The sequence below is a fragment of the Chitinibacter sp. S2-10 genome (genome assembly GCF_046530675.1).
Lineage (GTDB): Bacteria > Pseudomonadota > Gammaproteobacteria > Burkholderiales > Chitinibacteraceae > Chitinibacter.
Genome location: NZ_CP172558.1, coordinates 3044822 through 3069124, shown reverse-complemented (window position 1 = coordinate 3069124; position 24303 = coordinate 3044822). Strand labels below are relative to the sequence as shown.

20 protein-coding genes and 1 tRNA gene are annotated in these 24303 nt (G+C 47.1%); 6 read left to right on the top strand and 15 right to left on the bottom strand.

Annotation, left to right across the window (positions count from 1 at the left end):
* Positions 1–28: 28 nt before the first annotated feature.
* Positions 29–907, bottom strand: a complete 879-nt coding sequence (locus ACG2XO_RS14380; protein ID WP_410498680.1) for an SDR family NAD(P)-dependent oxidoreductase — start codon at positions 905–907, stop codon at positions 29–31.
* Positions 908–993: 86 nt separating this feature from the next.
* Here ACG2XO_RS14380 and ACG2XO_RS14375 point away from each other — a divergent pair, with 86 nt between their 5' ends.
* From ACG2XO_RS14375 to ACG2XO_RS14365, 3 genes are all read left to right on the top strand, one after another.
* Positions 994–2016, top strand: coding sequence for a CDP-6-deoxy-delta-3,4-glucoseen reductase (locus tag ACG2XO_RS14375; RefSeq protein ID WP_410498679.1), 1023 nt, complete (start codon positions 994–996; stop codon positions 2014–2016).
* Between the two features lie 51 nt (positions 2017–2067).
* Positions 2068–2143: transfer RNA gene (locus ACG2XO_RS14370), tRNA-Thr, on the top strand.
* A gap of 157 nt (positions 2144–2300) precedes the next feature.
* Positions 2301–3200 (top strand): tyrosine-type recombinase/integrase, encoded by a 900-nt coding sequence (locus ACG2XO_RS14365; RefSeq protein ID WP_410498678.1) that lies wholly within the window; start codon positions 2301–2303, stop codon positions 3198–3200.
* Between the two features lie 248 nt (positions 3201–3448).
* Here the strand turns inward: ACG2XO_RS14365 and ACG2XO_RS14360 are convergent, their stop codons facing one another.
* The 4 genes from ACG2XO_RS14360 to ACG2XO_RS14345 all read right to left on the bottom strand — a co-directional run bounded on the left by ACG2XO_RS14360 (position 3449) and on the right by ACG2XO_RS14345 (position 5473).
* The gene (locus ACG2XO_RS14360; protein ID WP_410498677.1) at positions 3449–3580 is read right to left on the bottom strand and encodes a hypothetical protein; all 132 of its coding nucleotides are present in this window, start codon (positions 3578–3580) and stop codon (positions 3449–3451) included.
* Between the two features lie 52 nt (positions 3581–3632).
* A complete protein-coding gene (locus ACG2XO_RS14355; protein ID WP_410498676.1) occupies positions 3633–4244 on the bottom strand; it encodes a transmembrane anchor protein in 612 nt (203 codons plus the stop codon).
* Between the two features lie 63 nt (positions 4245–4307).
* Positions 4308–4946 carry a HupE/UreJ family protein gene (locus ACG2XO_RS14350; RefSeq protein ID WP_410500271.1) on the bottom strand — a complete coding sequence of 213 codons (639 nt, stop codon included), beginning with the start codon at positions 4944–4946 and terminating at the stop codon, positions 4308–4310.
* A gap of 134 nt (positions 4947–5080) precedes the next feature.
* Positions 5081–5473 carry a hypothetical protein gene (locus ACG2XO_RS14345; protein ID WP_410498675.1) on the bottom strand — a complete coding sequence of 131 codons (393 nt, stop codon included), beginning with the start codon at positions 5471–5473 and terminating at the stop codon, positions 5081–5083.
* Positions 5474–5952: 479 nt separating this feature from the next.
* On the opposite strand from ACG2XO_RS14345, the gene ACG2XO_RS14340 reads away from it, so the two are divergent.
* Positions 5953–7143, top strand: a complete 1191-nt coding sequence (locus ACG2XO_RS14340; protein ID WP_410498674.1) for a tyrosine-type recombinase/integrase — start codon at positions 5953–5955, stop codon at positions 7141–7143.
* Positions 7144–7230: 87 nt separating this feature from the next.
* On the opposite strand, the gene ACG2XO_RS14335 is transcribed toward ACG2XO_RS14340, so the two are convergent.
* From ACG2XO_RS14335 to ACG2XO_RS14300, 8 genes are all read right to left on the bottom strand, one after another.
* Positions 7231–7503, bottom strand: a complete 273-nt coding sequence (locus tag ACG2XO_RS14335; protein WP_410498673.1) for a hypothetical protein — start codon at positions 7501–7503, stop codon at positions 7231–7233.
* Positions 7504–7531: 28 nt separating this feature from the next.
* Positions 7532–8194, bottom strand: a complete 663-nt coding sequence (locus ACG2XO_RS14330) for a hypothetical protein (protein ID WP_410498672.1) — start codon at positions 8192–8194, stop codon at positions 7532–7534.
* Positions 8195–8383: 189 nt separating this feature from the next.
* Entirely contained in the window at positions 8384–9004 is a 621-nt protein-coding gene (locus ACG2XO_RS14325) for a glycoside hydrolase family 19 protein (protein WP_410498671.1), read from the bottom strand.
* A 93-nt stretch (positions 9005–9097) separates the two neighbouring features.
* A complete protein-coding gene (locus ACG2XO_RS14320) occupies positions 9098–9901 on the bottom strand; it encodes an SPOR domain-containing protein (RefSeq protein ID WP_410498670.1) in 804 nt (267 codons plus the stop codon).
* Between the two features lie 206 nt (positions 9902–10107).
* On the bottom strand, positions 10108–11265 hold the full coding sequence (locus ACG2XO_RS14315; RefSeq protein ID WP_410498669.1) for a hypothetical protein: 1158 nt from the start codon (positions 11263–11265) through the stop codon (positions 10108–10110).
* 64 nt (positions 11266–11329) lie between these two features.
* Positions 11330–13117: a hypothetical protein gene (locus ACG2XO_RS14310; protein ID WP_410498668.1), complete on the bottom strand. Its 1788-nt coding sequence runs from the start codon at positions 13115–13117 to the stop codon at positions 11330–11332.
* A 72-nt stretch (positions 13118–13189) separates the two neighbouring features.
* Positions 13190–13657: a M15 family metallopeptidase gene (locus tag ACG2XO_RS14305; protein ID WP_410498667.1), complete on the bottom strand. Its 468-nt coding sequence runs from the start codon at positions 13655–13657 to the stop codon at positions 13190–13192.
* Between the two features lie 849 nt (positions 13658–14506).
* A complete protein-coding gene (locus ACG2XO_RS14300; protein ID WP_410498666.1) occupies positions 14507–15199 on the bottom strand; it encodes a YozE family protein in 693 nt (230 codons plus the stop codon).
* Positions 15200–16072: 873 nt separating this feature from the next.
* On the opposite strand from ACG2XO_RS14300, the gene ACG2XO_RS14295 reads away from it, so the two are divergent.
* Positions 16073–19303: a hypothetical protein gene (locus ACG2XO_RS14295; protein WP_410498665.1), complete on the top strand. Its 3231-nt coding sequence runs from the start codon at positions 16073–16075 to the stop codon at positions 19301–19303.
* A 174-nt stretch (positions 19304–19477) separates the two neighbouring features.
* Here the strand turns inward: ACG2XO_RS14295 and ACG2XO_RS14290 are convergent, their stop codons facing one another.
* On the bottom strand, positions 19478–21619 hold the full coding sequence (locus ACG2XO_RS14290; RefSeq protein WP_410498664.1) for a DEAD/DEAH box helicase: 2142 nt from the start codon (positions 21617–21619) through the stop codon (positions 19478–19480).
* Between the two features lie 101 nt (positions 21620–21720).
* Positions 21721–23349 (bottom strand): dsDNA nuclease domain-containing protein, encoded by a 1629-nt coding sequence (locus tag ACG2XO_RS14285; protein ID WP_410498663.1) that lies wholly within the window; start codon positions 23347–23349, stop codon positions 21721–21723.
* 437 nt (positions 23350–23786) lie between these two features.
* Between ACG2XO_RS14285 and ACG2XO_RS14280 the strand changes: the two genes are divergently transcribed.
* Positions 23787–23918: an AAA family ATPase gene (locus ACG2XO_RS14280; RefSeq protein WP_410498662.1), complete on the top strand. Its 132-nt coding sequence runs from the start codon at positions 23787–23789 to the stop codon at positions 23916–23918.
* Positions 23919–24303: the final 385 nt, after the last annotated feature.

Here is a 24303-nt window from a genome sequence, read left to right as displayed (position 1 = left end):
TCTTTTGGGTATATTGACGCAGATGTTATCAATACTTGCTTGTGGCGATATACCTGCCTTTGTTTTGGGCAAAGAACGCTGCCGTTGCCGGATATTTCGGGTGCCAGCGCAACTCCTTTTTGGCTCGCCGGTTGTCAATTTGCCGTGATTCATTCAGATACGACAGCATCGCAGGTGAGAGCTGGCTTTGCGCCTCGGCGCGGCTGATTTTGGCGACGCGCGGCAGGGCGGTAAAGTCGGCGACCTGATCAAACCACTCGCTCATGCCATGCGGTTCATCGTCAACAATATTGTAAGCGCGCTGCGGCAAGCCGCGAAACAGCGCTAGGCAAACTGCGTGCGCCAGATCATCGGCGTGAATGTGGTTGCTGACGCTGTCCTCTGCTGCATTAATCCCCGGTTCGCCACGCGCAATCCGCGCCGTCGGCAAACGATCCAGCGCGTAAATCCCCGGTGCACGAACGATGCTGACGCGGGTGGGGCGATCTGTCGCCAGAGACTGGCGCAGCGCCCAGCTGCGCAATTGGCGCTCGGCCGATACGCGCCGCAACGCGCGGCCATTTTTGGCCAGTTGGCGTGAGGTTTCATCGAGCCATGCGCCAGCGTGGTCGCCGTAAACGCCGCTGGTGCTGATATAGGCGACGCGACGCTGTGATAAAATTGGCTGTGTGGCGTGAGCTGCGCGGCGCGGGCGCGAAATCGCAGCAAGCAGGCGGCGAGTTCGTACATCGTCGCTACCGTCTGTACTGGGCGGTGTACTGTGAATGATGTAATCGGCCATATCGGCTAGCCGGGAGAGTGAGCCGCGCTGATCCAGGTCGGCCACAATGGGGTACACCCCAAGGGCATGTAGTTGAAGCGCTTTATCAATGCCGCGTGCAGTCGCATACACTGTAAATCGTTGCACTAACCAAGGCAGGGCGCGTTGCACTACGTCGCCGCACCCGACAATCAATAACCGTTTTTTTCGCACAGTTTGGAAATCCGATCAGAATGAGCAAGCAACTTATCATCGAACCTTCAGGCCAGCAACTGAGTATTTTTGACGGCGAAACGCTGCTCGACGCTGCGATGCGGGAGGGCTTTAACATGCCCTACGGTTGCAAAAACGGCTCGTGCGGTGCGTGCAAGGGTAAAGTGCTTGCCGGTGAAGTCGCGCACGGCGATCACTCTGAAACCGCGCTGAGTCACGCTGAAATCGATAAAGGTTTGGCGCTGTTTTGCTGTGCAACGCCAGTGAGCGATACGGTGAGCATCGAATGCCGCGAAGTGGCGGCGACCAAAGACATCCAGATCAAAACGCTGCCGACGCGGATCGAAAAAATCGACAAAGTCTCGCACGACGTTGCCGTGCTGACACTGAAATTGCCGTCGACTGAAAAGCTGCAATTTCTGGCCGGACAATACATCGATATTCACACCAAAAGTGGCAAAAAACGCAGTTTCTCGATCGCCAATGCGCCGCATCAGGAAGGCTTTATCGAGTTGCATATCCGGCATGTGCCGGGTGGCGAGTTTTCTGGCTATGTGTGGGAGACGATGAAAGAACGCGAAATTTTCCGCTTTACCGGCCCCTTGGGGAGTTTCTTCCTGCGCGAAGACTCGGATAAGCCGATTATTTTTATCGCCACCGGAACCGGCTTTGCGCCGATCAAAGGCATTGTCGAGCACGCGCTGGCCAATAACACGCAACGCGAAATGGTGTTTTACTGGGGCTGTCGCTCGCTCGAAGACCTGTATATGCCCTCCATCCCGTCAGAATGGCAGCAAAAGCACCCGAATTTCACTTTTATTCCGGTGTTTTCCGAGCCCAAAGACAGCGATCAATGGCAGGGTCGAACAGGGCTGGTGCACGAAGCCGTCTTGGCCGATTTTGCCAGTTTGAAGCACTATCAGGTTTACGCCTGCGGCGCGCCGGTGATGGTTGAAGCAGCGTTCAAGCATTTTGTTTCACACGGTCTGCCTGAAGATGAATTCTTCTCGGACGCATTTTTTAGCAGTAAAGACTTAAAATAAATCTGTTTTGCTTGCATATCGAAAAACATTGAGTATAATGCACAGCTCTTAGCCGATGTAGCTCAGTTGGTAGAGCACCTGACTTGTAATCAGGGGGTCGCGAGTTCGATTCCTGCCGTCGGCACCAGTAAAATCAAAGGGTTAGCACGCAAGTGCTGACCCTTTGTGCATTTAAAACGATTTATTGCTGTAATTTTGCTGTAGTTGGAGTGAGTTTCCACTTTTCAGCAAATCATGGTGTGGTCGTTGGGCTATACCTATTCTCGACTCAAGGAATAGGGCTGATGGCAACAATTCAACATCGTGGCGCTCGCCAATATCAAGCTAGTATCTGCATCAAAGGCTTCCCTCGTTTAACGCAAACTTTCGAAACCAAGGCTGAAGCAGCCAATTGGGCGAAGCGTATCGAATCTGAAATGCACCAAGGCATTTTCGTTGATCGCCGCGAGGCGGAGCGAACAACCCTTGGCCAAGCATTAGTGCGCTACGAAGAAGAAATTACTCCCCATAAACGCAGCGCCGAAAATGAACGGTCAACCATTCGCCGTTGGCTGGCTCATCCACTTGCGCTTCGCCCCTTGGCGCAATTGCGCGGCGTGGACTTCAGCAAGTATAGGGACAGTCGTTTGGAGGAGGTCAGTGCCAGTACTGTTCGGCTGGAGCTGGCGCTTATCTCCAATCTGTTCACTGTCGCCAAAAAAGAGTGGAGCATTCCGGTCGATAATCCGATTGCGGCTATTCGAAAGCCAAAACAGCCAGAAGGGCGCGACCGGCGCTTAGCGGGTGATGAAGAAGTGCGCCTCATGGCCGCAGCCAAAGCCTGTCATAGTGACAACAGCGGGTTGTTGGTTGCCATCCGCTTAGCCATTGAGACGGGGATGCGAGCCGGTGAAATTGTCGGGTTAACCTGGCAGCAGATTGACCTTGATGCGGCAGTTATTTTGCTGAGCAGAACCAAAAACGGTAGCAAGCGTGCCGTCCCCCTCACAGCAGAAGCGGAGGAGTTACTTCGTAGTTTGCCAGAACCAAGCAGTGCTAAAGAGCGGGTCAATTCGTTTCATGACAGTCGTGGTTTGAGCAAAGCATTTCGGCTGGCGTGCACCAAGGCCGAAATCTCTGGCCTGCGTTTTCATGACCTGCGCCACGAATTCTCCCAGCTTCATAGTGTAGCGTTAGTTACATGACCCTTTATTGATAAGTCTTTTGGCCATGCGCTACTACAACCCGACTCATGCTGAATTAGTCGCTGCGGTGTGTAAAAAACCTAGCACTTTTACCGTAAATGATGGGATATAGAGGCCGAAAAGTAATACTAAGCGGCCTCTATATCTTGTATGTGGAAGGTCTGTTGCTCGGCCTAAGCAGACATAGTGTTAATAAAAATGGCGAGCAATCTATGCTCGCCATTTTATATCATCAAGCTAACAGCCTATTAATCGTGGCTGTGCCCATGTGCCTGCTCTTTGGCATTTGAAGTATCAGCATTGCTGTTGCCGCAGGCTGCAGTCATGCTGATCAATGCAGCCAGAATGCTGAAACGAATTACTTGAGTCATGGTTTTCATTGTGTAAGTCCTGGTTTTTAAATTGATTTTCTAACGCATGATACGTGGCGAGTTACATCATTTTTTTGATGGATCTATAGTTGCCACTGGTTTTCAGCGTGATGGTTACATTAACGTCGGAGCGATTGCGCCAAAACCAACCATGTTTGCCATCAAACGCAGCTTCAAGAACGCCTTCTTTACCGGCGATCTGCTTCTCTTTTCCATAGCCGTGGTAGAAGCCTTCTGGCGGGTTGATTGGGTCGCCATGAGCATCTACGTTGACCAAGCCGCCTTCACTGCGCCACGAATAGTTCACCTTGGCTCCTTTTTGCATCTCCATTTTGATTTCAGTTGCTTCACCTGGTTTGAGTGTAATCACCGTCTGATCATTGCGAGCGATACGGTTGGTTTCCGTTACTGGCTTGGCTTGTTCGGCGGTTGCAGCCTGGGCTGTCGACTGCAGTGGTGAATTACCTGCTGCCACAGCATCTTTCGCCGCATCTTGGGCCGCTTCAGCTGCGAGTGCCTGTTTGATTTCGCCCATTTTTTTCAGGCCTAAAGCATTGCCAACGCCGGTTGGATCAATGCCATATTCCGCAGGCAGTACAACCGTAATCAGCAAAATAGCCGCTGTGCTTAAGGCCAGCAAAGTAGAGCGAAATAATTTTTGTGCGCTGGGCAATTCAGCGCGAGTGGGCATATCAGTGTTGTACATATTGAACTCCTTGTATTTTGCGAGGATGGCTTAAGCCACGAAATAACCGGTTAATTGCATGCCGATCAGCACAAAGCCTGCACTCATCATCGCGATGTTGGCGGTGTAAGCATGGCGGATGAAGCTGGCACTCCGGCGCCAGTAATTCATCACGATCAGAATGGAGAACAAAGCGAGCAACTGACCAATTTCAACGCCGATGTTGAATGCGATCAGATTAGGCCAAAGTCCATCTTTGGAGATTTCGTATTCCAATACCTTGGTTGCCAGACCAAAACCATGGAAAAAACCAAAGATCAGCGTCGCCCATTTGGTGTTGGGTTGCACGCCAAACCAGCGCTGGAAAGCGCCAACGTTATCAAGTGCCTTGTACACAACAGAGAAGCCAATGATGGCGTCAATCAAGTAGCCGCTGACTCCTGAACCAAAATACACCCCGAGCAACATGGTGCTTGAGTGGCCGATGGCAAATAGGCTGACATACAGACCAATGTCCTTGAGCTTGTAGAGGAAAAAAATCACACCAAACAAAAACAGGATATGGTCGTAGCCCGTCATCATGTGCTTGGCGCCCAAGTACATGAAAGATAAGAAGTGCACTCCGGTAATTTCGGCGATATAGCCTTTATCACCCTCGGCGACTCCGTGGGCATGAGCCCCAGCGGCCATAAAAAATAAGCAGGCAAACGCCAGCCAGAACAACGCAGCAGGCGAGCGCCAGCTTGTCAGCCCGTTAAAACGATTCTGAAACATAGAGAACTCTCACATGAGTGATTAACCAGCCGTCTTGATGACGGCGCGTGTTAAGCAACTACTGTGAGACGAGGTGGGCGTTCAAGCCGATAGCTGGGAGCTGAATAGTCAACAGCATGCCGCTGCTGAAGCCAAGCAATTTGAGGCGGATGGACTGAATCGTTTGTTTCTAGGAGGATTTGCGGTAGTTCATGATCGTGATCAAAGTTCGCGTGCCCATGTACATGCCCTGCGGCTTGCTCTGCGACTTCGCCATCATGATGGCTATGCCCATGCTCATCAAGATCAACAGCCAATTCAGCATGGCGCTGCTGCTCAATTTGTTGAGTCACGAGCGGTGAATGAGAAAACGACACCATGCTGGCGATAGGCAGCCACGCGCACAGCAGCATGATCAACATCACGAGCTGGTGTTTACGAGGAATGAAAAAGGCGCTGTGCATGGTTAAAACTAGTTTTACTCAGTCAATCGCAATGGCATAACACAGTCCGCAGTTTACCATCGAAGTTCCTGCATATGCTCATGGTCGTGCTGCCAAATAGGTCATTTCTTTTCCCTATTCGGTATATTTTTAATGGAAGTCGACGTACGGCTTATGCCCGGTTGTTTTTTCGGCAAAAGCATTGAGTACTGGTAATTGTTGCAGTGCCAGTTGCTTGGCATCACCATCTTTTGTTGCCGTTAAAAACGATGAGACACTGGTGTAATCTAATAACAATAAAGCCCTGATAAATCAGGGCTTTATTGTTTGGTGTTGGTGGAGGTGGGGGCCACCAACTTAAAGTCCAATTATGCCTAGTGTTGATTGATATTCAATGTTTATTCAATATGTTGCATTGTTTTTTGTCTGATTTAGTCCAATGTGATTCAATGGGGGATTGTTCTTAATGGTACACTAAATGGTACCCTGATGGAGGTGCTATGGCAGTGCTCACTGATACTAAAGCTCGGGCAATCAAACCTGGTGATGGGCAGATTGCTCATGGTGGGATTACCGGTCTTGCGCTTGAGCCAACAGTTAAAAAAGGGCATGGTAAGTGGATTTTGCGCTTTGTCAGTCCCATTTCTGGTAAGCGCAGAAAAATGGGGCTTGGTAGCTACCCAGACGTTTCGATTGCTAAAGCTGGCGAGCTTGGGCGGCAGTATCGAGAGCAGTTAGCTAATGGTCTTGATCCGATTGACGAAAAAAATGTAGTCTCGTTGGAAATTAAAATACCGACATTTCAAACTGCAGCAGAGTTAGTTCACCAAGAGTTGTTGCCAAGCTGGAGAAATGAAAAACATGGCTGCGATTGGATTAATAGCCTAAAGATGTATGTCTTTAAGGATTTGGGTTCGACTCCTGTCACAGATGTCATGCCAAAAGACATTGCTAATGTTTTACGACCTATTTGGCTGGAGAAGGCAGAAACAGCAAGCCGGGTTAAACAGCGTATGCATGCCGTGATGGGCTGGGCTTGGGCGCATGGTTATGTGGCAGCCAATCCAGTGGATGTTGTTCATCATTTATTACCAAAGCAGGGGGATGCAGCAAGAGCTGAGCATCAGCCTGCAATGCCTTGGCAAGATGTACCAAAATTTGTTGCTGAGAATTTGTCAGGTGGAAACCGAAGTGTAAGTTATAACGCACTGCTGTTTTTAATTTTAACAGCAGCAAGGTCTGGTGAGTTGCGTGGAGCAACTTGGAAGGAAATTGATTTTCACGTCGCGGTTTGGACCATACCTGCTGAGCGCATGAAAACATCCGTCATTCATCGCGTGCCGCTCTCGGATGCGGCTATTGAGATTTTGAAGATGCAGCTAGGCGCGCATGAAGAAATCATTTTTCCAAGTCCGCGTGCGGGTGTGCAGCTTTCCGATAATGCACTGACCATGTTTTTGCGTAAGCACGAAGCGCATAGCGATATTGAAGGGCGCTCTGCCACTGCGCATGGCTTCCGCAGTAGCTTTAGGGATTGGGCTAGCAATCATCAGTACCCAAGGGATTGGGCGGAGCGTGCTTTAGCACATGCAATAAGTAATAAAGTAGAAGCAGCATATCACCGGACCGATTTACTAGAACAACGTCGAGTCATGATGCAAGCTTGGTCGGATTTTATTATTAAGACTTAATTAAATTGATCTATCATTGTTTTTTTACAAAAAATGTAAATGGTCAAAGGTTCAATAGACATTCAGGCAATCCACATAACCGTTTTATTAAATTAAAACTGAGGCAATCTTAATCAAAGCTTCCACTCCACCCTCAATATTTCGAATCGCTTTTGCCTTAGACTCATTGCTTGTAGTTGCATGAGTTACTTCGTTTAGAACAGCTGCTAACTTTACCCGCTCCTCTTGTGTTTCCGCCAAAGCAAGGATTTCAGCTGTTGTTAGTAAGGTTCTAGTCGCAATCTCACCAGCAAATTCTTTCGCTGTTTTGTGTGCGGCAGCATCTATGATTGCATCTCGTTCCTCTTGACTTAACGGCATAATTATTTCTCCATGCATTGAAGGTCACTTATTTTTTGGATAATTTAGTAATTAAAGAGAGGCTATTCTCTAGATCAGAGATCTGTACGCTTGTTTCACTAGCCTTGATTAGAAAGTCGTTTACTGTGCTCTGAATTTTGTCGGCGTTAATGATAAACCCTGTAGTTTTACCAATATTTTCTATTGATTCATTTGTTGCCTTCTTAACATCGACGATGGATACAAGCAACCCAGTTACGGTAGCGTTAGCCATTTTTAGCTCGGAATAATGCTCATTAATTAGCCTAGCAGATTCATCTCTATTTGCGGATAGTGCACGCTGAATTCCGTCACGAAATTCAATGGTTATTAATAATATTCTTTTCATATCGTTGTTATTTAGTTGACTGCAGTTTAGTGAGGTGTCTCCAGATTTTTTACAGGCAACTGATAAATCTGAGACTGCTGTATTGATTAGCTTCGGTAAATAAATATCAGTTACCCACTTGTCGTTATTCTCACTAAGCATCTTGTAGAAAGCATCGAGAGTCGAAAGATGAGCTGCCTGTGATTTTGTTATTTCCAATCCAATATTTTTACTTAAAGTGACCGACTCGGGTGGTACATTAGCGCAGCCGAATAACAATGTAGCGGCTAAAAGAGTAACTAAATTTAAGAAATATTTATTAACGAACATCGCCCAGATCGACATACAACCTCCTTTGCAACATGTAAATAGTCTATGAATGACTACTTATTACTGCCCCCCCCCAACCCTACAAGCTTCGAAATGACAACTCACTTACTTATGGAAAGATCTAACAATATTTATTATATGTATTTACTTTGCTGTTTTTTTTAATTCATGCTCAAGGATTGTATATAAAAATCTATTTGTTTACTACTTCCATATGGCTAGTGCTTTCAATGTAGCTGTTCGTCTCTCATTCAAACCTAGTTTTGCAGCGCCATTTATTTTTTCTGTAATCCCTTCAACATCCCCGTTATCGGCAAGTTCGGAGCAAGACTTCTTATCCCAAAATGTAAATGCAATACGAGCAGCATTTGCTGGCTGTCGGGCAAGCTCAGGATTTTTTTCTATCTGGATCCCAACAATTTCCCCAATTTCACGATAATTACTTCTCCCAGTTAACTGCTTATAACCAGAACCTCTATACATCCATCCGTCTCCACTTGCCTCATCACCATTGCCTAATCTGTTGGCATAAACACGATTTGCAATGGCTACATCTCTAGGGGTTTGTGCAATTAAACTACTGGCATCGCCTTTTCCTTTAATTGCAGAAAATATTGCATCAAGTCGCTCTGGATTCGTGTAATTCAAATTTTCCTCCATGGTGGTAAATCCATTTGTCTCTACAAAAATTTGCCCCATAAAATGGCATAGTCTACGTGCTGTTGTGACAGTGCTAAGTAGCCTCGCATTTTCTAGTGCTACGGCATGTAGCTCTGCATTCTTTATTTTTGGTGCAAATTTTCTCAGTGTATCTACGGTAATCATGAGTCGCCTCCAATAATCAATTGGCATAAATCAATGCAGTACAGTGCAGAAATTAAATTTACTAAAATAAGATGGTTAAATGCTAAGCTAGCATTACTTACATGCAATATAGTCAGGCTTTTCCTCAGGGCTTTGGCACCAAACTCTAACATCCACTGGGTATGCAGTTTTATTCACTTTTTCTTTTAACTCACCTAGAGCAGCAATCATGATGCCTTCATCTGGGAATGGGCCAACTACAGTTCTGTAGCTACCACCTTTTTTATAAATTATTCCCGAGTAGTTCAAAGCTTTTACTTTTTTAATCTCATCATTGGCCAATTCCACACTCTTGTCACCACCTGCAATAATTACCATTTTTTTCTCGTCCTCTCTTAAAACTAGGCTTTGGTTCCTAATTTTTGACTTTTCTTCTAGTATTGCCTTTTGCTGTTTATCCAAATCAGTAGCAACCCCTGTCTCTATTTTTTTATCTATTTCGACTATTTTATTAATATCTTTTTTGTCTTCATATATGTGCTGATCCACAATTTTTTCGTACTGCTTCCAGGATTGCTTCATCGCTCCCTCTGGAGATACTGATGCAAAATACTCACACAACAATTTTCTTTTCTCTAAACTATTCGACTCCAGTATGGTTGCTACGTACTTGTCAAATATTTCCATTTCCTTTATATCTTGTTCTCGCTCTCTAAACCCATCATTAACTATTGTTGCAGATAGCGTTATTGCTACAGAAACAATAAACCACTTTCCAATATCTATAATCTTGTCTATTCTTTCATTGTCTACATTTTTATTCATTATTAACAAATAAACGGTAACAACTCCAAGCAACGAAGCCAATATAAAGAATATACTAAGCCAGAGTGATAAATTTCCCGTGTTTGATGACATCTCTTTTCCTTTGTCTTTATTGATTTAATGGAGGTTAATGTTTTATGATTAATGTTGTATTATGACTTTTCTCTATAGCTGGCATGTTATTTAAATAATAAAAAACCTTAATAATTGTACTGTCATTAACGCTTTACGAAAATCACCTATGATAAAAGATATATAAATTCAATTTCGTAGCTTAAACGTTAGCGTGATATTACTTTTCATAACTTGCTATTGTCGAACTTCCCGGATAATTTATTCAAAACGTCGGGGGCCAATCGTTCCGCATACCCAAAAACGAATGCCCAGACGGTCAGCTTAGCTAAATCTTCAATCATATTTGGTACGGCCAACCAGTCCAGTCTGGACAATTTGCAAGTAAAATCAGTTGTGAATTGTGGAAACAGGTGCGTTTCCAGCTGCGTAGATAGGATGCTGTCTTGCATACCGCTTACAAGAATGAAATACCCTATTATCGAGAACAACATCCCAACGACCATAGCTTGCGTAACGCCTTCTCCACCTGTCCCAATTGAAATGATGTCGCTTATTGATGCGCTCTTCTTAGATTCATCTGAGCTATTTTCTGGCGTTCGGCTGAATCGAAGCAGCGTGCTCGCATAGGCGCCTGAAACCCCAGCGACTGCAGTCCATGTGAGTGTTGCTAATCCCATCGAGCCTGAAAAATCACTCAACAGTAATGAAAATGTAATGCCAATTGCGGGAATCACGATTCGGCGATAACCGTGTTTAATGTTTTGTCGCAAAAATCGAAAATTACTTTCTTGTTGAAGGCTTTTACTAAAGCTCCATTGCTGTTCTTTAATTATCATGATCACCCAGCTTCTCAACGTTTCCGTATAAACTTTGATGGCATTGCCATCTTTAGGATCGGAACATTTAGGCTGAGGGATCTTAGAAATATCAATTTTCACAGACAAGACGGATGCTTTGGCTTCCAGATCAGACAAATTTAATAATCCAACGCAGGCCAATTCGATTTCGAATACATCTGCCCAGAATGGAAGACGACCTTCGGCTTCCCATAGTTTGTTCCAGTCCTCGAAAGAGGAAATCTTGTCTTGTTCTGTAGAGATGTCTTTGCGGGTTAAATAACGCCATTCTGCCAATACTGGCTGCCAATATGCGACTGCACGTTGCTTAGTTCCACAATTGGAAATAGCATTCTCTTTCTTTTTGATACTACTATCGGCAAGCATCCAGCAAATTGTCAGGCCAGCCCAGATCCATACTGTCGAAATTTGATCTGCCAATATCACTCCAACCAAGCATGCCAACCCAATAATGGCGATGGCCAATCTGGTTATCGAGTGAATAGATAACTCCTCACCCAATTGATATTTTTTCTCTGCTGGCATGATCCGTGCCCCTTCAATAGCGAAGCGTCATAAAGGCTCTGTGCTGCAGTTTCCACACACAGTCCTAAATACCGTGCGGACCACCTGGTCCTTGCCATTTCGAAATTTCAATCCATTTGGTTTGCAAACCAGCATCAATGGCATCTTTCTGGATGGTATCGATGCAAAAACCAGCCAAATCGTTGAGTTTCCAATTCAGCAGTAAATTGGTCACAAAACCCGGTACGGCATGCTGTTTTTTAGAGAGCCTTTTTAGTAATAATTCCAATCGAACACGAAGTTTACGAGCAAGATCATTCATTGTTTTTGGATCAATAGTTTTAATCGGCCAGACAGGCGCTGGCTGTTGATCATTTGCAGAGCCATAGAGTGGGATAATTGGAACCTGTCCTGTTTCAGTCGTAGAGCGACCTTTCACATGCTTATTTCCGTCGATAACCGATAAATGCTCACGAAGGAATTGCTGACAATTGTATCGACCCAGCATGAAGTCATGATGGCGATACTCTTCGCGAAAGAAGCCAGAAAAACCTCCAAGCCCACCACATGCCAATTGGCGTTTTTTTCCTGGTTTTCCAAGCTCCATTCCTGTACTACCGCGAGGCTGTATTAAATACCGACTGAATACATCATCCTGCTCTGCAAGCATCATGTTTTCTGCTGAGAATCGTGCCTGATCTTTCCATGCCCCGAGTAGCATAAACAAGGAATTCAATACATCCTCATCCCCTTTGGGTGGATGATAGGTATCATCCGAAGGAAAGGGATCTATCATGATCACTGCTTTGCTGGCTCTTTCTCCATCGCGTTCATTGTGTCCAGCCAATCCCGACAAGTAGTGGCGAGCGAGTTCGAATGGTTCGTTATCCATGGTGCCACCGTCAGCACAAAGATAACGATAATCCATGTTTGCTCCACGTGTTTCCTGCCACTCGATTGGCTTCATACGGATTGCCATCGGTAAGCCTGTCAACGGCTCTACGCCCGCAGCAACTAAGTAACGAAATCCATAGTCATGCCAATAACGCTCCAAATCCCGATGAGCCAAGCCCCCAGGAAATGCAGCAGAACCTAAACCGTGGTTCACAAAGTGCGTCCAATCTGCACGTACTTGGCTGGTGCCGACAAAGGTTGCATTGAGGGCATATTCGTCTGGTCGTGATTGAGGGGGATTGATTTCTGTGGGGTCATAACTAATCACGAAACGAATATGATCGCTATGCAGGGTCATGCCATACTTACCACCATTCATACCAACCCAATAAGGGACACCATTCAAGTTATTTTGGGTAAAGACCACTTTGAGAGAAGCATTGTCGGCTTCACCGATCCAGCGACGTTTTATGGACTCAGGTTGCGCTGCCTGCCATTTTCTCTCCCCCCATATCCCAATCATGTTGTAGCCAATTTTGGTCAAATAACTGCTGTCCAATAACGACGGAACTGAATCGGAAGGGAGTTTGGGGAGGTCATTCATATCGAGCAGACCGTCAATGTCCACCTCCTTGACCCAAACTTGGTACAACGGGTTTTGCTCGCTTGACCCGTGTGAGAAATTGTAATAAAGGTGTGCTGCCGTAACGGCACTGACTACGCTACCTGCGGAAGCGCCAGAAAGTGCAACTAGCCGTACCCGATGCTGTGGAACTTCAGGGTTACAACGCTGCTTCTCCCATTCATCCAGCGCCTCTATCAGGAAATCCATAACCCCAGCTGTGTATGCACCCGCAGAGATGGCTCCAGCCATTGCCACCGTGATGTGAAATTCGCCTTCAGGAGCTTCACCTTTCTTCAAAGGCTCATGAGTTTGCTCCTGATACTGATTAGCAGTTATTATGCCAAAGTCGGGCATGATCTCTCCCATATCTCGATGAACACATGAATTTGAAGTAGGTTATGGCTAGGCTTTGTTCAGAATAGGGAGCTAAGGATATTTGGCCTTAGGCAGCTCATAGTGCGGCCCGTCTATGAAAGCTCTCAGCCCTTGCTTCTTGCGATGGGCAACATATGAAGAAACCCAATCCTCTGGTGATTCGCTAGAGGTAGTAAAATCCACATCCCAAGCCCCACCCCAGCGTAGCGGGATTGCCAATTCTCGAGCGGCAACTCGAACCGCATCAGCAATCACAAAGATTGGGGCCCATTCCCAACGGCGCTTTCCATTGATATATGGCACGAGATCAACCGCATGCCCGGTAAGATGACGTGAGTCCATTGTTTGCGAAGCGCCAGCAGCAATTAGCTTCTGCTGCTCAGTAATTGTTCGAACTCCATCGTGCACAGAAAAATCCTGCACAGTAAGCGCAATGGCGCGAGTTACAACCGCGACCAAATCAGTATGGACACCTTTGAGTTCCTTCAATGAAGCCTGGCCAAACGAAAACTGGGGCATATTGACTCTCCTCTAAATTGAAGCTGTTCCTTCTGACATTGCATTAACAAAAAACAACGAGTTAAAAGTAAGATAGTCGAATGGAATATGTCAGTAGTATATGCGGGGAGAATTTACCTAACGCTGGACCAAATCAGCTGATTGCCGACATATGGTTACTGTCGGATTTATCAGCTCTTCGAGGTTGTCAGGGATAAATTGGTGGTCTACGGGCAATGGTCAGATTTTGTTTCTGGGAAATAGTGTGGCAAGAAAGATGGTCTGCAGGTTATTCCGGTGAGTGAAGCGACTGCCAAAGATGAATCACTATTTAGCAGCTACAGTGGTTTTAAGTTCACTCTGATCCACAATGTTTACACGTTTTTGCCTGAATTAGAATAGTTTCTTACGCACCGTTGAGCACGAGCAGCAAAGACCATTCAACAATCCAAATAATGTCTATAGTCTTACATTAAGCAAACTCAACGTCTTGATCTATGACTGAATGGCTTTTAATCGTCTATCTCATACTGGGCTCACCATCGATGATCGATGGGTTCCACAACCTGGCCAGTTGCGAAGCGGCAGGCCTTAAAATCGTGCAACGGCTGCTAATCCAATCAAACAAAGAACATCAGCTAGATGAACAACAGTTGAAGGCTCGTTTCGAGTGTATCCAGATTACCAAGTAGTCTGGTACTCGGCCAAAGTGGCCAGTCAAAGCCTATTTATCGATGGTCGAAATCAGTGCGCCACAATATACGGTATACCCGGAAAACCAGAAAAAAGTAGACCCCATAAAGCTCCAGCTTATGAGGTCTGCTTATCCTATAGCTCGAGTATCATTCTTTGACTAACAACGTTCAATACTCAGCGAATATCCGCAAAATCATGAATATCGTCAAAGAACCAAAGTGGTATCTCAAACTGCAGCGAACCAAGCTTTTTACGCAGCTTGGCAGCCAACGCTGGTGATGCATAGTCAGTGAAATCGAAGAAGTAGCTATAGACCATCTCGTCGCCATGACCAGTTCGTTCTTGAACTTCAGCATCTGCCAATTCTTCAGCTTCAAATGCACTGATACCGAGTTCTTGAGCTAAGGCTTGCGCAAGGGTCTTCTTGGGCGGTGCCTCGTATTCAAACCAAGCGTCCCTCACAGCATTGTTAATATGCTCACCATGATGTGATAAGTAATCCTCAACCTCGCGACGCGTTGATGCCCCCAGTGGAAACCCCTTATCGCTAAGAATATCTTGAGCCAAGTCACCAATAAGGTCATTTCGGCCGCGTTGCTTTTCAAGCCATAGGTGAAATGGTGACCGAGATGCTTCACGAGCCGCACGGGCTACCTCCGCAGGTTCCTGAAGGATATTCGGGGCGTTAGCTGGCCTGTAACGGTTACCTTTCTCCGACTCCGTTAGCTTGTTCCACATAGCAAGAGAAGATAAGAAACGCTCTCCATCATTTCCGTCTTTATGCCAGCTTGTAGGCAGAAAATGGTCAAGTTCCCAAAAAAAGTCACAACGAACGCAGTAACATTTTCCCGGCGCACCTTCGACCACATCATCATGAAGATAGTAGCGATAGCGTTGACTGCGGGATGCAGATAGCGGTTTTGAAATGCTAGGTGTTGTTGATGCCGCATTGCTGTGTCTGGCTAATAGCGACCAATTCTTGAACCCTTGCTAAATCGCAATTCGGTCCAAAGCTTCGCTGTGCGTAATGGACTGCTCGCGGCCTAGTTTCTTTGCTTCGCGGCGAAAACGCTCTAGCTGAGCACGCGTAAAAGATGTAGACATGTCTTGAACTCCGCGGTCACGGTGACGTCGATGCGCCCACACACCGAGCCAACTGCGACCAGTAGAAGGTCAAGGCAGGACTCGTAATTGATGTTTTACGCTGTCAGAATCGACTTCGCCTTGTGGGCGGGCAAGCAGGTGTAGCGGCCTTGCACGAAGAGTGTAAAACATGTCGATGGCAGTTGTATAAGTATCGTCGACCAACGGCACTTCTAATGCGACATGGATTACTACTTGCCCAACGAAGCTTCTAAATCGTCCTTAGTGTCATCGATTGTTTTGTCTGCTACGGTTGAGGTGTCAGTGTGGAAGTCCTAAAAATGAAAGTCCGCATACCATCAGGTTGTGGTCTTTTTTGTTCTAGGGAAATTACTATGCAGCTCGGCCAAAGCAGACCATCCGCGCAATCTTGTTTGGTGGCTAAATTCAGAAAGCCACTATACCCTGAGTGGGCAAGGATTACTTTTGGGATGTAGCTGAAATTTAATATCCGAGTGCCACTTAATCTTGGGGGAACAAGGGCGGGGGAGATCGATTTTCTTTACGCTTGGCGTAAACTATTTCTGAGGTCTGCGACCATTACGTCAATATCACGGTATACTTTGCTATTCCTGTTACGCACGAGTTCCGGCTAATATGAAATTAGCAAATAATAACAACAGTCAGCAGGCCATTTGGGATATGGAGCGAGCCCTTGCAAAGGTCGAAGAGGGGGTTGAGGCCAAGAGGAATCTCAAAGAAGCGTTGGGGGGCCTTAAGAAAGCTATAGCCTATGCCTGCGATCTTTCTGGAGATTGGTCGACTAAACCCTTATCGGATCTTGTTGAAGAGGCAACTCAACAACAAGCGGGACGTCGTGACTCTGCAATCCTGGCTATCAGAGCCCTGTCCGTAGATAGATTCCTTCCCTTTGAGGATGAGCATCTTCTTGAGCGAAAAGTAGTGGAATTAATAGAGGCAGGCTTTCAAGACCAGTTGCGCAATCTGAAGCTTTCCGAGAAGCGGCAAACGTTTGAAAAAATGCTTGTGCTAAAGGGATTTCACGAAACAATTTGCTCAAATTTACTGATTCTTCAGGAATTGCCATCTACCCTCGCCGAAATAGATGGTATCGTCGTTGACATTCAGCGGGCTCTCCGGCACGGCCTCTGTAATGCGTACCTTCAACCTTTTGGCTGGACGGGTCTTAAGAGCAGTGTTGCCCATGTATGTGAACAAATTTCTGAACTTGTCGCATGTAAGGATGCAACTTACAAATCACGCTTTGATCGTCTGGCAGAAAGCTGTCGCGACCTTAGGAAGGCCGCCTGTACATCCCCATCATTTCTTACTCGAGGCTATGTCGCGAACTTTGCCCTAGCTGTTGAGCGTGCGCTACAGTCGATTAAGGCGGGAGCGGAAGACCAGTTTACCTGTAGCCTTGAGACCCGCCGTAAAGCACCTCATGTCGCGGAAAAGCGGTACACGCTTCATCATGAGAATAAGCTGCTAACCATCACTATTCCGATGGTCAACCATGGCCCAGGCGTAGCTGTAGATGTCGTAGTCAAGCTTGATACCGACGCGAGCAACTCACTCGCCCTTGATACTGAAGAGATTCATTTGGGTGATATTCCCCCAGGGGAATTCGCCGTATCAGTTAAAGCAATGGTGGTGCAGCCAGCAAGCCTCGTCAATATGGCAATGGAGGTAAGTTGGAATCAATTATTTGGCGACCGCACAGCCATTTCTCTCGATGTTCAACTGACAGCGCAGAATCCCAACGTCAATTGGGGGCAACTCGAGCAGTTGGATCCATATAGCCTAGAGGTTGCGGAAGGTGATAAATTTGTTGGGCGCAGGGCTAAAGTCCAAGCGATTGGAAATCGTCTGCTTAAGGCCCAGATGAGTTCTACATATATTACGGGCCAAAAACGAATCGGGAAGACATCGCTTGCCCAGGCAGTACTGAGCTATGTCAGCACCCATGCAACGGCCTCCACAACGTATATAACATACTACCTAGAGTGGGGAGAATACTGCGCTGCTGACGCGTCCAGTACCGTGAAATCCCTCGGCGAGCAAGTCTACACATTTTTGCGCTCCCATCTTCCGCCGGGAATGGACCTTCCCACTTCGAATTTCGATGGGTCACTTGCTCCTCTGAATTCAATCACAAAACTGCTTGAAACAACCTGTCCAAGCAAGCGCTTCATCATCGTACTAGATGAGTTTGATGAAATTCATCCTGAGATGTACCGGTTTGGACCGCTGGCAGAAGCATTCTTTGCAAATCTACGTACGTTGGCTGCCCGCAAAAACCTCGCCTTTATTCTTGTCGGCGGGGAAAAAATGCCTTTCATCATCGGTGCGCAAGGCGACCAATTAAACAAATTCGTCCGTGAACCGCTCGACTATTTCTCCCGTAGCGATGAATGGAATGACTACGTTGAGCTAGTGACTGGCCCCGTCAGAAGCAGTTTGAATTGGGAAGATTCGGCACTCAACGAGCTATTCAGTGTTACGAATGGCCATCCTTACTACACAAAATTGCTCTGTGCCAAAGTCTTTTCTACAGCTGTCGCTCAGCGGGATACCGAAATTATCGTAAGTGACATCAGGCATGCTTTGAATGGCCGAGTTACTGAACTCGACACCAACGCGTTTGCTCACTTCTGGAAAGACGGCATCAATGCCGAGCGAGATGAAGCAGAGGTTATAGAACTCAAGCGTCTACGCATACTAGTTGCATTTGGACGAGCACTGCGGTCAGGTATTACAAATCGGATCACTGTTGCCGAGCACATAAGCAGTGTCCTTCAATCGTTTGAAGTCACACCACTTTTAGAGGATTTTTTCCGACGTGACATCATGAAGGAAATGGACGGTGACTTAACAATGCACCTTCCCATTTTTCAACGTTGGATCCGGGACGTTGGAATCAATAAATTGATTGCCAGTACGTTAGCTGATGATTTGGAAAGTGAAATCCAAAAGGCTAACGATGCTGCTTATGTGAAGTCTGGCGAGATTGAATACCTTGTCTCGCACTGGCCTTTGTATAGAGGTCACGAGGTAACCAGCGAGTCTGTACGCGCTTGGCTTGACCAAGTCGCCAATACTCAGGAACAGAGACAGCTTTTTACTATTCTGCAGAATTTGAAATTTGTTACCTTGCCACAGATAGCGGAAAAGCTACGATATGCACATGATCGGATCGTAGCCAAGGCAACACCACCGCGTGTACGTGAGACCAAAGTAGAGAAGCGGCGTGATTTACTGGTGACCTACATGGATGGTCCAGGGAAAAGTGGCTCTGCCTATGCCCGCGCGTATGCTAAAGAAAATAGCCTCCTAATGGAGTGCGTGGTGGAGCCAGGTAAGTCGGCCCGTCGCCTTACGACAGAGGATAATCGACCAAATGCGGTGATAGTTGTTGACGACATTGCAGGCACTGGCCGAACAATCGATGAATCACTTTCTGGACTAATTGATGAAATAGGTGCTTCTCTCGTAACTCATAAAATCCCTCTCTTTCTGATTATTCTTTTTGCTACAGAAGAGGCTGAGCGCACAATTCAAGCTTCCCTTGAACGTTTTCCAGATGTCACGGTTCGGCTGCACATATGTGAAACCCTGACAGATGACAACAGGGCGTTCCGTACCTCGGGTTCTGGTTTTTGGGAAGATCAGCAAGTACATGATCGTGCGAAGGCATTGTGTATTCGACTTGCCGCTGGCCTTTACAAAGAGGCACTTGGCGTTGGCTCGCAGTCATTGCTTGTCGCATTTCCTGAGACTTGTCCAAATAATAATCTTCCAATTATTTTTGCGTCACGTTCAGGGGATAAACCATGGAAAGCACTATTGTCGCGACCAAATTCCTAGGCTTGTGATATGTGAAAAGATTTAATCTCGTAGGTCTTCGCCCGTCAGTGGGCTGACGTTCTCCTACGTTGAAAAGCTGCTGGGTATAGAGTCCGGTTCCGAATAGCCACTGAATTCAAACATTAATGTCTGTGCGCGTTTGCTCACGAGGCGTGCTGTACACAGTAAAGCACGCTACATTTCGGAGACAGCCCACCGCATTAAGTTTTTCTCAAAGCCAGTCAGTTGAAGGTGCTCTATTCTGGGGGCCAAGGTCCGAAGTTTCGCCAGTAGGTCGTTCAGATGTTCGGATGGCAAGATAAGGTTCTTGATCTGGGTCGAGATCTGAGTGGGAATTCCATATTCGTCCAACGCAGTGAGTAGCGGGTCGAGGAAGATATTTTCAAGCTGCTCAGCAAAGAAGCTGAAATCGCCCGGCTCAATCCCTTCTTTCGCTAGCACGTCGGCCTGAATTGTATTCACGGCCATGACGTCTCGAGGTAATCGGAAGCACACCATGTTTCTGATGAATTTCAGTCGTAGGTTGATCGCTTCGCTGGGTGTGTGTTCCTGTAGCCGATTCTCTACTGCGTCTTTTAGGTAAGCTGGTAGGTTTTTCTGAGTTCGGAGCTCATTGATGTGCCATGCCAAATGCGAGCTGGACGATATTCCGTAGTCCATCAGGTTACCCCCCTCCAGACTGTAGACCAGCTCACATAGGTAATTGAGTTGCTTCGGCTCAGGAATGCCTTTCCAGCACAGAAGTTCGCTGCTGAGCGACAGGCCATTAATGATCGTTTCTGCTACCTCGACTTGCCGATCAATCGGAATGTGCCGGTTCTCGATTAAAGTTGTCGGCGACAGTATCGGGTTGGTGTACGCATCCTGCAATCGGCCTCGCGAGATGTCAGTCAGATACTCGGGCTCCAACTGCATTAGTAGCCCCATAGGGGAGCTTTCATCCTGATTGCCGATGGGGTACTCGACTGTCAGCCCTTTTTCAAGAGGGGGCGCTTCAAGCATGAACACCTTGCCAATGAAGTACTTATTCATGCGGCCTGCACGACCAGAAATGTTCTTGTACGTGAAGTAGTCGAACGTCGAGGTGTTCAGGCGGCGGTCGTAAATGATTACGTTCTCTGCCGAGGTGTTGACGCCTTCGATCATCGTCGACGTACAGATGATCCGCTTGATAGTACCATCGTTGAAAAGTTTGACGATGTACTGCTGGAGTGCGCGCGGCACCCCACCATGATGAATCCCGATTCCCAGAGATATGGCCTTTGCAACGTCCCATTCAGAGTGATAGTGCTTGGAAATCCATGCGGCTATTTCTTGCGTCTCCGGCACAGGGGTCAGTCCAGCGTTCTTAATCAAATATTCGGCGACCCTGTTCGCACTAGTTGGTGCCTGGCAGTAGATCAGAGTGGGTGAGTCTAGGGTTTTAACCAGCTCCAGCAATTTTTCCACTCGCTCTTCGGAACGCATCCCCAAATTGAAATTCTGAATGTCGACCGCGACAGTACTGTAGTCGGACGGGATGAAGTGATACTCGTAACCATCCAACCCCGAGATCTTCTGGATGTGCGGCCCGAGCATGTAGAACTGAGCACCGGTCTTGGCGAGCTTATGGAAGGCGAGGCTCAGATCAACAGCACGGGTGTTTGCGTCTGTGCCGTTCGCCAAGTCAATTTTGTAGAACTCATCTAGGACGAAGAACTCCACATCCGCAAGGTCAGGACGCTGAATGACGCGCTCCTGAGTGAGGAGGTAGACGTTGGTTGTGTCGGACGCGGCCTCCTGACTGGGGTGCGTGATCAGGTTGAAATCCTTGAAACGCTTAACCAAGCGGCGGCGAGTTTCGTCGATCAGAGCTATGGTCGGAACGATCACGACCACTTTTTTGAATCGTCGCTGTGCCAGTACTGCGTCAATTACGAGGCTTTTTCCAACACTTGTAGATGCACTGAGCACCACGTTGCGGCCTTGCATGATCAAACTGAAAACGTGGGCCTGCAAATGGTGAAACACCATACCCTGTTCAACACCTTCAACCCTGTGCGCCTCATAAGCCAGGCGGTCAGAAAGTGCCATGTTGTTGAGGTGAGGCGTGATGTAGGGGAATAATCCGACGGCGCGTACCATGTTGAGCAGCAGCGACTGTTCGACTGCGTCGAAAAGGTTGAATTGGTCGAGTGCTCGTATCACCAAGTCGCGACCTTCCCATTCAGAGTTGCTTCTGTTGACGATGGTGTTAATGGCCAGTAGTACATCGAGCGTCGATGAACCTTCATCACCGAGTTTCGCCAGCTTGTGCTTGATCGTTTCGTAGTTCATGACCGCATCATTCCTTGAGATCTCCGAGGTAGGATGGCCTACTCGGGATAGCTTCCGCTTCTTGTGCATTCTGCTGCGCAAATCGAAGAACAGAGATCAGCTCATACCTGTAGTTCTTCCAGCTTTTCGCAGCGATCATTGAAAGCCTTGATTAGCAGTTCAATGCTTTCCATTGGTACCAGAAAGACCATCACCTTCACCTGCTTGATGTTCTCCGGCAGTTGTGTGGTGAAGGCACTGAAGTGGGTCTCGATCTCTGTCTTGAGGTTGTTGATGTAATCAGCAAACCATCCTGACGAAAGCGCTTCGCTGTCGTAGGCCAACAGGATCGGGAAACAGAGGACATTCAGCATGTCATCGACGGGCGAGTTGCGGTGCAGGGCCTGGTTGAAGGCTTCTGCTTTTGGTTGGTGGTGCAATGGTTCGCGCAGAGCAATGATGATTTCGCGTTCTGCCGACAGCACTGTTTCTGAGATCGTCTCGTCAAGGACTTCGCAGATCTGCCCCTGCGTTGCATCCATGGCGTTTGCTTCAATCAGGCGAGCAAGGCCTAGCCATAACTGATCGTCCTGGCCAGGTATCTGAACGATATGGGCGTTACCAAACTCCGACAGCTTGCCAGCAGATTTGTAAAAAACTTTGCATGCCACAGGCTCGCTGTTTTGACGACTACGTAGGATGGCGTGGAGAATCAGTTCCGCGATGAGCCTGTCACGCGGTAGATCACTGTCGCTGAAGGTACTAATTGATCGGGCGAGAATCGCTTCGGCGTTGTGCGCATGGATATTGACGATCTCGCTGGCCTTCAATGAAAACTCGGGTAGCCATTCGATGAGGTGCTTTGCGAAGTTCTCGTGTCGCCATTTTTTCAGCGAATACTTCACGTCAAAGCCGGAAAATGAATGCAGCCGCCCCTCTTCTGTGCTTGCATGAAATTCGACCAAAAAGGGATCTGGGCGCTTCTTGTAAGGTTTGGAGGTGGCCGTTGACTTGTCATCCGCCTCTTCTAATAACTTTTTCAGGTGTGCCAGCGCCGGCTCTCGGAGAATAATCTTGGTTGCTGCTGCTGACTTAACACAGGCCGTGGCTGCCTTATCAGCAATCTCTAGGAATTCTTCATAAATTGCCTGCAACTGAGTGATGTTAGGGCGGTTGCCCAGCCTCTCCGCAAGCTGAGACAGAGCCTTGATATTAACCGCCTCCAGCGCTTCGACATCTCCGTATACCTGCCAGACACTGTTTTTTGCCCAGTAGGTGAAATCTCGTTTTTGCGGGGATGAGAAGGTTTTAAACTTCTTTACCAGTTTATCCCCTCGCTCTGTTGTAGTATCAGGCAAAACGCGCTTATCCAGCTCAATTTTAAAACCCTCAAGAATTTTCGCGACGTCACGCTTGGTCACGATTCGAAAACGGGCAAGGCCTGGGCGCACGTCGCATTTCAGTGACTTATGCAGCAGGGAAGAGTCGGCCTTGCTACCGTCGAGCGCGATGACCTCCTGCCAATTCCATTTGCTGTCACCTTCGGTCGTCTTGACCTGGATGTACTCATTTACGAGCCCCCCCGAACAGTGGGACACCACGACGATATCGTCAGCAGTCTCGCACTCCACCTGGGAGTAGTTGCTATCGCGGAGCATCTTGAAGATGAAACTGACTGCCACGTGATCTTGATACTTGAAGCCTTGCCTTGCCGCAGGCCCACCTGCATTGGATAGGCTAGTAATACTCATCATGACATCCTTGCATCGCGAAAATATTTGCAGCAATGGGGTATCCGCTCAGCCAATCAGGGCAATACATGCGAAGTCTGTTAATACTAACTACAACGCTATGGCTAATTGCAATTATTGGTAGATCATCAGCAATCTTTTCTCGCTTTATGCTGCTCTCAATGCTCTAGCGTGAAATCAATAATTATATTGAATGCCTTGCAGTCGTAAGCACCTGACAATCACTTTTTCCTACAACTACCTGTCGACGGGTTGATTGTCACCCGGTCTATCTGCTTACGCAATCATCAGAAGTAAACTGACGTCGCAAAAGTACATAACGGGCCGTATTACGCCAAAAACCAGCTGTATTCAGCAGTGCAATGGGTGTCGGTGAACTACAGCAAATTTACGGTATCAGCTGGATACAATGAAAGGAATAACTGGAGGAGCTGGGGATGATTGAGAAAATAACGATAAGAAATTTCAAGTCACTGGCTGATATGACGATTAAGCTGGATAAATTCAATTGCTTGGTCGGCATGAATGGCGCAGGGAAAAGTAACCAAGGCATGGAACAGCAAAGATGAAGGTTGCAATCTGATAGATGACCTGTCCAGCACAACGGCATTTTCTTCAAGAATGGGAACGCTCTAAAGACCTTGGGCATCTCTTATGTCTTGGTCTCACCTTCTGTCGGAAATCCAGTAATAAAATCCTTGAAAATCATTGGCGTGGTTGTATTGTGTCTGGTTTTTGGCTACATTAACGAACCTTAATATTTCTTAATTTGTCATGCTTTTTCATGTGGTTTGAAATATTGCAGACAGGGTTTTCGTGCTTTGGCTAAGCACTATAAGTGCTCGTTATGAGCTGGGAGAACTTGACGGCATTGTGCGAGTGAGTTTGCCTTGCTGGCAGCAAAGCTCTGGCTGTAGAGGATACTCATCCCAATGCTCACGTGATTGTATGGTG

Coding starts and splice junctions, on each gene's coding strand:
- ACG2XO_RS14360 (WP_410498677.1), bottom strand. CDS start 3,580: ATGAAAACCATGACTCAAGTAATTCGTTTCAGCATTCTGGCTGCATTG.
- ACG2XO_RS14295 (WP_410498665.1), top strand. CDS start 16,073: ATGAAATTAGCAAATAATAACAACAGTCAGCAGGCCATTTGGGATATG.
- ACG2XO_RS14340 (WP_410498674.1), top strand. CDS start 5,953: ATGGCAGTGCTCACTGATACTAAAGCTCGGGCAATCAAACCTGGTGAT.
- ACG2XO_RS14285 (WP_410498663.1), bottom strand. CDS start 23,349: ATGAGTATTACTAGCCTATCCAATGCAGGTGGGCCTGCGGCAAGGCAA.
- ACG2XO_RS14310 (WP_410498668.1), bottom strand. CDS start 13,117: ATGCCCGACTTTGGCATAATAACTGCTAATCAGTATCAGGAGCAAACT.
- ACG2XO_RS14365 (WP_410498678.1), top strand. CDS start 2,301: ATGGCAACAATTCAACATCGTGGCGCTCGCCAATATCAAGCTAGTATC.
- ACG2XO_RS14345 (WP_410498675.1), bottom strand. CDS start 5,473: ATGCACAGCGCCTTTTTCATTCCTCGTAAACACCAGCTCGTGATGTTG.
- ACG2XO_RS14335 (WP_410498673.1), bottom strand. CDS start 7,503: ATGCCGTTAAGTCAAGAGGAACGAGATGCAATCATAGATGCTGCCGCA.
- ACG2XO_RS14280 (WP_410498662.1), top strand. CDS start 23,787: ATGATTGAGAAAATAACGATAAGAAATTTCAAGTCACTGGCTGATATG.
- ACG2XO_RS14315 (WP_410498669.1), bottom strand. CDS start 11,265: ATGCCAGCAGAGAAAAAATATCAATTGGGTGAGGAGTTATCTATTCAC.
- ACG2XO_RS14375 (WP_410498679.1), top strand. CDS start 994: ATGAGCAAGCAACTTATCATCGAACCTTCAGGCCAGCAACTGAGTATT.
- ACG2XO_RS14290 (WP_410498664.1), bottom strand. CDS start 21,619: ATGAACTACGAAACGATCAAGCACAAGCTGGCGAAACTCGGTGATGAA.
- ACG2XO_RS14305 (WP_410498667.1), bottom strand. CDS start 13,657: ATGCCCCAGTTTTCGTTTGGCCAGGCTTCATTGAAGGAACTCAAAGGT.
- ACG2XO_RS14330 (WP_410498672.1), bottom strand. CDS start 8,194: ATGTCGATCTGGGCGATGTTCGTTAATAAATATTTCTTAAATTTAGTT.
- ACG2XO_RS14320 (WP_410498670.1), bottom strand. CDS start 9,901: ATGTCATCAAACACGGGAAATTTATCACTCTGGCTTAGTATATTCTTT.
- ACG2XO_RS14350 (WP_410500271.1), bottom strand. CDS start 4,946: ATGGCCGCTGGGGCTCATGCCCACGGAGTCGCCGAGGGTGATAAAGGC.
- ACG2XO_RS14325 (WP_410498671.1), bottom strand. CDS start 9,004: ATGATTACCGTAGATACACTGAGAAAATTTGCACCAAAAATAAAGAAT.